The 6,780-nt window shown below is 62.4% G+C and carries 9 protein-coding genes (1 of these 9 only partly in view); 8 read left to right on the forward strand and 1 reads right to left on the reverse strand.

Features of this window, described 5'->3' with window-relative positions:
* Positions 1 to 243 precede the first annotated feature (243 nt).
* Together BIND_RS15135 and BIND_RS15140 are read left to right on the forward strand one after the other, a co-directional pair.
* Entirely contained in the window at positions 244 to 1,716 is a 1,473-nt protein-coding gene (locus BIND_RS15135) for a sensor histidine kinase (RefSeq protein WP_012385910.1), read from the forward strand.
* Complete coding sequence (locus tag BIND_RS15140) at positions 1,701 to 3,083, forward strand: sigma-54-dependent transcriptional regulator (RefSeq protein ID WP_012385911.1); 1,383 nt, start codon at positions 1,701 to 1,703, stop codon at positions 3,081 to 3,083. Before BIND_RS15135 ends, BIND_RS15140 begins: the two co-directional genes overlap by 16 nt.
* A 121-nt stretch (positions 3,084 to 3,204) precedes the next feature.
* Here the strand turns inward: BIND_RS15140 and BIND_RS21120 are convergent, their stop codons facing one another.
* Positions 3,205 to 3,486: a hypothetical protein gene (locus tag BIND_RS21120; RefSeq protein ID WP_050764043.1), complete on the reverse strand. Its 282-nt coding sequence runs from the start codon at positions 3,484 to 3,486 to the stop codon at positions 3,205 to 3,207.
* A gap of 8 nt (positions 3,487 to 3,494) precedes the next feature.
* Here BIND_RS21120 and BIND_RS21125 point away from each other — a divergent pair, with 8 nt between their 5' ends.
* From BIND_RS21125 to BIND_RS15170, 6 genes are all read left to right on the forward strand, one after another.
* Entirely contained in the window at positions 3,495 to 3,956 is a 462-nt protein-coding gene (locus BIND_RS21125; RefSeq protein WP_148210664.1) for a hypothetical protein, read from the forward strand.
* A 54-nt stretch (positions 3,957 to 4,010) separates the two neighbouring features.
* Positions 4,011 to 4,658: a hypothetical protein gene (locus BIND_RS15150; RefSeq protein WP_012385912.1), complete on the forward strand. Its 648-nt coding sequence runs from the start codon at positions 4,011 to 4,013 to the stop codon at positions 4,656 to 4,658.
* A 63-nt stretch (positions 4,659 to 4,721) separates the two neighbouring features.
* Positions 4,722 to 5,045 (forward strand): hypothetical protein, encoded by a 324-nt coding sequence (locus tag BIND_RS15155; RefSeq protein WP_012385913.1) that lies wholly within the window; start codon positions 4,722 to 4,724, stop codon positions 5,043 to 5,045.
* A complete protein-coding gene (locus BIND_RS15160; RefSeq protein WP_012385914.1) occupies positions 5,042 to 6,286 on the forward strand; it encodes an arsenic transporter in 1,245 nt (414 codons plus the stop codon). Before BIND_RS15155 ends, BIND_RS15160 begins: the two co-directional genes overlap by 4 nt.
* A 27-nt stretch (positions 6,287 to 6,313) precedes the next feature.
* Positions 6,314 to 6,778, forward strand: coding sequence for a DMT family transporter (locus BIND_RS15165; RefSeq protein WP_012385915.1), 465 nt, complete (start codon positions 6,314 to 6,316; stop codon positions 6,776 to 6,778).
* Positions 6,771 to 6,780 carry the 5' portion of an MFS transporter gene (locus BIND_RS15170; protein WP_012385916.1) on the forward strand. Its footprint extends 1,262 nt past the window's final position, so 10 of the gene's 1,272 nt are visible here — the first part of the coding sequence; the start codon lies at positions 6,771 to 6,773; its stop codon lies beyond the right edge, outside the window. The genes BIND_RS15165 and BIND_RS15170 overlap by 8 nt, the downstream gene beginning before the upstream one ends.

Here is a 6,780-nt window from a genome sequence, read left to right on the forward strand (position 1 = left end):
GCGGGTGGTTACGGGGAGGCGCAGCATTCGATCCTTACGATTGGGCGAGCGGGCTATTCCCCGACTGGCAGCATTGTAAAGCCGCCGCCGCCCTCCGAGGGATAATCGCCCTTACACGCGCTCTCAGCGGCTGCCGGCAGCCACTACCATTGCGTCTGCCCTTTATTGCGCATGAACTGTCTTGATTCCGGACACTATCGAGTTATTTGATCATGGATAGGAAAGGCACGGTTGTAGAGTTCTATGGTTCGATCGCTACGAGGCCGCCTCATTATTCTGCTCTTCTTGCTGGTTGCCGCCGCGGGAGCAGCCGGCGGGCTCATGGTCGGCCTGTTCAGGCAGTCGGCGACAGCCCAGGCTGGCCAAGCTGAAGCGGAAATCGGCCGCGCCTGCGACGCGATTGGTAATGCGTACCGCTTCTACAGCAGCGGCTGGCACGGGCCGCCTGCTGGGGTCAACGACGATGTCTTACGTCAAGGTCTGACCACGGTCGTGCAAACAGCGCTTCGGGATCGGCCAGGCATCGAAGGGGGGATTTGGCAGAGCGATGCCGGCTCTCTCGCCTACGCATTCCCAACCTACCAAGGATCAGGTCCTAAAACCGATGTGCCTCAAGCGGAGCTTCCCCACATTCAAGCCGTCAATCAAGCAGCGCTAGCTGCGGGCGATCGGCAGGCGGTCAGCCGTTACGACGCATCGTCGCAGATCTTGCTCTTGACCGCGTGCCCGCTGCCCGGACCGATCCCAAGCTTGACGGCGTGGACCATGACACGCGTTGTGACGCTCGCTGGGAGCGGTTATCGCCTGCTGATGATGGGTCTTAGTGTCTTGTTCGCTGCCGTGCTCGCAGCGGCGGTTCTGCTGACTCGGCTCACGATGACTTGGTCGAGGCATGTTGCGCGCATCGAGACCGCGCTCCAGGCCCACGACATCGCCGAACTGCCCACATTGCCTCCGACGGGCGAGCGCGAACTCGATCGCATCGTCATGGCGCTGAACGATGCGGGACAGCGACTTGCTGAAGCTAGACGCCGAGCCGATCAACTAGCACGACAGGTCGAGACTGGAGAACGCCTGGCGGCGATCGGACGCGTCGCCGCTGGCGTGGCACATGAGATTCGAAATCCGATCGCCGCCATGAGGCTCAAGGCAGAGAACGCCATGGCTGGCGATTCGGAGCGCAAGAACCTGGCTCTCACCATGATGCTCGGGCAAATCGAACGGCTCGATGCGCTGGTCCGCCGTCTTCTTAGCGTGACTGAACGAGAGACGCTCAATCGCGCTCCCGTCGCCCTGAAGCCCTTTCTCGAATCCTGCCTGTCGACGCATCTCGAACTCGCTCGATCGAAGGCCATTGCGCTGGACTGCGCGGCCGACAGTGAGGAGCCGAGCTTCGATTCCGATCAAATGAGGCGTGCGCTCGATAACCTCGTTCTCAACGCCATCGAAGCGGCACCTGCGGAGACAGCCATTGTTATCGCCGCACGACATGACCATGAGAATCTCGTCGTCTCGGTTTGCGATGGAGGTTCAGGACCGCCGGCGGAAATCCGGGATCATCTGTTCGAGCCATTCGTCACCAGCCGCGCTGATGGAACCGGACTTGGTTTGTCGATCGTGCGCGAAGTTGCGGCCGCGCATGGCGGGATCGCACGCCTGAGTTGTTCTCGGACAGGAACAGTTTTTGAGATCGTGGTGCCATGGCGTCTATCCTAATTGTCGATGATGATGATGCGATGCGTGACGCGCTGAGCGAAGCTGCGCGCGATCTCGGCTATGATGCACACTTGGCGGCGTCGGGAGCGGAGGCGATAAGCCTCCTCCATGCGCAGGCGATCGACGCCGCGCTGCTCGATCTTCGCATGCCCGGCATGGAAGGGATCGAGGTTCTGAAGCGTCTCCGCGCGCTCCCAAATCCGCCTCCCGTGACGGTATTGACCGCCCACGCGACTGCCGCGAACACGATCGAAGCGATGCGGCTCGGCGCGTTCGATCATCTGACGAAGCCAATCGGACGAGAGGAAGTGTCGCGCATATTGGCGGGAATGCTTGCGGCTAGAGCGGCGCCACGTGCATTCCGGTCGGAGCCAGAACCAGGCGGGTTGATCGGGTCGAGCGAGCCGATGCGAACCGTCCAGAAGACCATCGGCATGCTCGCCGACAGCAATGCGACCGTGCTCATCTCAGGTGAGACGGGGACCGGCAAGGAGCTGGTGGCGCGTGCCATTCACGAGCACGGCCATCGGAGCAGCAGGCCGTTCATTCCCGTCAATTGCGCCGCGATTCCGGCCGAGCTCATGGAGAGCGAGCTGTTCGGTCATGTCCGCGGCGCGTTTACGGGCGCCGTAACCGATCGGAAAGGCGCGTTTCGCGAAGCCGAGCGGGGTACTCTGTTTCTCGACGAGATCGGCGACATGGAAATTGCCCTGCAAGCGAAGATCTTGCGGGCGCTACAGGAGCGTGTTGTTACACCCGTCGGCGGCAAGGCCATTCCCGTCGATGTTCGCGTGATCGCAGCGACCCATCGGGATCTAAAGCAGCGCGTGCGAGATGGCAGTTTCAGGGAGGATTTGTTCTATCGGTTGCACGTCGTGCCGATCCATTTGCCAGCTCTACGAGAGCGCATCGCCGACATCGTTCCTCTCGCCGAGTATTTCTTGGCGCGCGCCGGCGGCGCCAAGCAACTTGCGCCGGAGGCCGCGGCGCGGCTCGTCCGCCATGCCTGGCCCGGAAATGTGCGCGAATTGAAGAATGCGATGGAGCGCGCTGCGGCGCTAGTGCGCAGTGATGCGGTCAACTCCGTCGATCTCGACTTTATCGATGAGACTCGCTCGGCAACCGATCGAGCAATTGATTGGCCGGATGAAGATCTGCCGTCGGCCACCTCTCGGCTCGAGGAGATGCTGATTCGCCGCGCTCTAGCAAGGAGTGAAGGCAATCGGGCGGAAGCGGCGCGCCTGCTCGGCATCCACCGGCAGCTTCTCTATACGAAGATGAAGCGCTATGGCCTCGACGCGTCCGAAGACCGGACGCAACGTGTCGGGGAAGCGGACATTCCGACGGGCCAGCCGTCTAAAAAATAACAATAACTTCAATAGCATAATCACTGGCGCACGGCTTGCCCTTCATCCTTCAGGCAGTGCTCTTGAGGAATGAATCACATGCGACCCCCAGTGGAAGGCCGTCTTCGTCGGTGGATCGACCCTATTGGCGCTGAGCGCCAACGCGCTTGCGCAGAATCAGGCGCAGCCGTTTGCAAATCAACTGCCCCCGCCTGCCGGGCAAGCGCCGCTCTATGACCCACAACAGCTTCCGGCTCAACGCGGGCAAGTCCAGCAGTTCACGTTGACGCCGCGCGGCGACATAGACGGGCTGATCCTGACCGACGGCACCGAGGTCAAGACCCCTCCGCACCTCTCGACTCAGATCGCCTATGCGATCAAGCCGGGGGACATTGTTACGATCACGGACTGCATGCCGCGGCATTGCCGCTGGTGCAGGCTGTCTCCATCACGAACGACGCGACCGGGCGGAAAGTCATCGACAATGGACCGCCTGGACCTGGTCGCGGACCTGCCGCACCGCCACCGCCGGTCGCTTTCGCTCCGGGCGCGGACGGACCGCTTCCCAGGCGCACAGAATTGCAAAGCCGCGTGCGGATTGCACTGCACGGCCCACGGGGCGACATCAACGGCGCACTACTGGACGACGGTACGATTCTGCTCCTGCCGCCGTCGGAGGCCTATCGCTTTGCGAGCTTACTGCAGCCGGGACAGCCACTCGTCGCCGAAGGCACGGCAACTGTCACCGCGCTCGGCAAGGTTATTGAGGCGCAGCAGATCGGCGCGTCGCGTGACCAATTGAGCCTCGTCGAAACGGTACCCCGTCCAAGTCCGGGACGGCGCCCGCCGGCGCCTATTCCTGGCTTCGAACCGCCAGGGGCGCCACGCCCCTAGGCAATTGGCTTCGCGCAACAGCTTTCGATTCCCGACCTGGAAAAGAGACACGACATGCACTGGCTTGACCCCGATTATTTGCCCGAAGTCTTGGGCACTTTTGAACGCTTCCTCCTCAATCCGCATGGCGACGCTGACGGGATGATTCTGAGTGAGGGGCTGGAGATCCATTTCCCACCGCACATGTCGGTCGAGCTTTGCGCCACGATTCGTTCAAGCGAGACGCCGAAGATCAAGGTTCGCGGTGTGTGGCCACGTGGCGGCGCGGTGATCGTGGCCGTGGCGATCGAAACGATGGACGGCAAGCGTATCGTCGATAATGGACCGCCGAAAGAGCACGACGAGCACGAGAAGCCGGATGGGCGCGCGACGAAATCCAAGCATGAGCCCATGCACGCCGAAGGCATAGTGCGGCGTGTTCTCCATGGTCCGAAGGGCGAAGCGCGCGGCGCGCTGCTCGAAGACGGAAGGATCATCTGCGTCCCCGCGAAAGAGGCCAAGCACATCGCGCAGTTTCTCTCGCGGGGGCAGCGGTTGGCGGCGCGCGGTCAGGGACTGACATCGGAATTCGGCACCGTCATCGACGCGCGAGAGGTTGGTCCCTCCGCAGACGACCTGCATCCGCTGAAGCCCAAAGAACCCAAGCCCCAGAAGCACCCTCGAAAGGGTGACGCCGAGGTGAATGCCGCGACGGCTGTCTGAGCTGCCCCCGGGGAGGCCGTCGTCCAGTCGGTCTCCCTCCATTTTGTCGCGATGGAGACGACGATGCCGGACACAAAGACCGTCCTGAGCTGGGTGCATTTCGGCAAACGGATTGCACTCGCCCCTGATCCGAACGATCCCTCACCCTGGCAAACGATCAAAGATATCCGCACGTTGTCCGACGGGCGCCATGCGCTCATGGTCGAGGCGCGCGAGAGCGCTGGCGACACCGGGCATGACACGATCACCGTTTGCGTAGCCCGGAACGGACGCTACATGCCGTCGCCGATAGGCGACGGTAGCGATCGCGACACCGTCGGCGCTTGGCCAGAAAAGAGCATCCTCGGCACCCAACTCGGCCCCAAGCGCAATGGACGCAAGTGGTGAGCGCGCTTGCGGCAACATGGGGCATCGTAGCCCTGGCAACGGGGGGCGTGATCCTACGTCCTTGGCGTCTGCCGGAAGCCATTTGGGCGGTGACTGGCGCCGCGATTCTAGTCCTTGCCGGCCTGCTCTCGCTCGCCGACGCGTGGCGCGGTGTGCTGAAAGGAACGGATGTCTACCTCTTCCTGATCGGCATGATGCTGCTTGCGGAGGTCGCGCGACGAGAAGGTTTGTTCGACTGGCTGGCGGCTCGCGCCGCCAATCTGGCGAATGGCTCTGCAACGCGGCTGTTCACGTTGGTTTATGTGGTTGGAACCGTCGTAACGACGTTTATGTCGAACGACGCGACGGCTGTCGTTCTGACGCCAGCGGTTGCAGCGGTCGCGCGTGCCGCGAAGGCCGAGAAGCCGCTCCCCTATTTGCTCATCTGTGCGTTCATCGCAAACGCGGCCTCCTTCGTCCTGCCGATAAGCAATCCCGCCAATCTGGTGATCTATGGCAGTCATACGCCGTCCTTGCTCGAATGGCTGCCGCGCTATGCTGCGCCGTCGCTGCTGTCGATCGCTGCAACTTATGTGGTGCTCCGCCTGACGCAGCGCCGAATGCTGAACCAAACGATTGCCGCAGAAGTCGAAGTCCCCGCGCTATCGCTTTCCGGACGCGCGGCAGGAATCGGTATCGTCGTCACAGCCGTCGTCTTGATGATGGCTTCGGCGTTGGGCTGGCAACTGGGGTTGCCGACCTGCATCGCCGGCCTCGCGACTGCGGCGTCGGTTGTGCTGCTCGAACGCCGTGCCCCGTGGGACATCCTGCGCGATATCTCTTGGGGCGTACTGCCGCTGGTGGCTGGCCTCTTCGTGCTAGTCGAAGCGCTGGATCGCACCGGCGTGATCGGGCTCTTAAGTACCGCCCTGCGTGCCGGTGCGTCCTGGTCACTACTGGACACCGCCTGGGCCAACGGCGTCGTCATCGCCTTCGCCTCGAATATCATGAACAATCTGCCCGCTGGATTGATCGCGGGAACGGCAATCCAAGGGGCTCAGAGCCCTCCACTGGTAACCGGCGCTGCGCTCATTGGCGTCGATCTAGGACCAAATCTCAGTGTTACGGGCTCGCTCCTCTGGCTCGCGGCGCTGCGCCGCGAGGGTCTCCGGGTGAGCGGGATGTCGTTCCTTAAGATCGGCTTGCTGGTGATGCCACCGGCTTTGGTGCTGGCGATCGCCGCGCTGGTTCTTGGCGGCTGATCCGTGCACCATTCTCGGAGAGAACCGATGGATTCCGCCTGGCTCTATCCTCTCATTCTTGCGGCCGGAGCGTTGCAGGCGTGGGGACCGCCAATGAACGGCGCTCTGCGCATCGCGTTGACGAATCCTTGGCTTGCCAGCCTGGTCTCATTCTTACAGATCGTGGCCCTCTTGATCGTGGTCTTCGTCTGCATGCCGCGACCGCTGCCGACCATCGAAGGACTGACCGTGATGCATTGGTGGTCGCCTCACGGCGGGCTGATCGGCGCCTTTGCCGTCGTTGCGGGCTTGCTGTTCGTCGATCGCGTGGGCGCAGGCGCCTTCGCCGATCTCACGATTACGGCGAACATTGATGTCGCTGGCCATCGAGCACTTCGGTTTGCTGCGCATGGAGGTGCATTCCGTGAACCTCGGGTGCCCGATCGGGGCAGCGCTCATAGTGGCGGGAATTGCCCTGATCTCCTGGTTCTGAGGATCGCTCGTCATGGATGACA

This window comes from Beijerinckia indica subsp. indica ATCC 9039 (genome assembly GCF_000019845.1).
GTDB lineage: Bacteria > Pseudomonadota > Alphaproteobacteria > Rhizobiales > Beijerinckiaceae > Beijerinckia > Beijerinckia indica.

Bases quoted from the DNA above. Each gene is read 5' to 3' on its own strand.
- BIND_RS15135 (WP_012385910.1), top strand. From the start codon at position 244: ATGGTTCGATCGCTACGAGGCCGCCTCATTATTCTGCTCTTCTTGCTG.
- BIND_RS15140 (WP_012385911.1), top strand. From the start codon at position 1,701: ATGGCGTCTATCCTAATTGTCGATGATGATGATGCGATGCGTGACGCG.
- BIND_RS21120 (WP_050764043.1), bottom strand. From the start codon at position 3,486: ATGCCGCGGCATGCAGTCCGTGATCGTAACAATGTCCCCCGGCTTGAT.
- BIND_RS15150 (WP_012385912.1), top strand. From the start codon at position 4,011: ATGCACTGGCTTGACCCCGATTATTTGCCCGAAGTCTTGGGCACTTTT.
- BIND_RS15155 (WP_012385913.1), top strand. From the start codon at position 4,722: ATGCCGGACACAAAGACCGTCCTGAGCTGGGTGCATTTCGGCAAACGG.
- BIND_RS15165 (WP_012385915.1), top strand. From the start codon at position 6,314: ATGGATTCCGCCTGGCTCTATCCTCTCATTCTTGCGGCCGGAGCGTTG.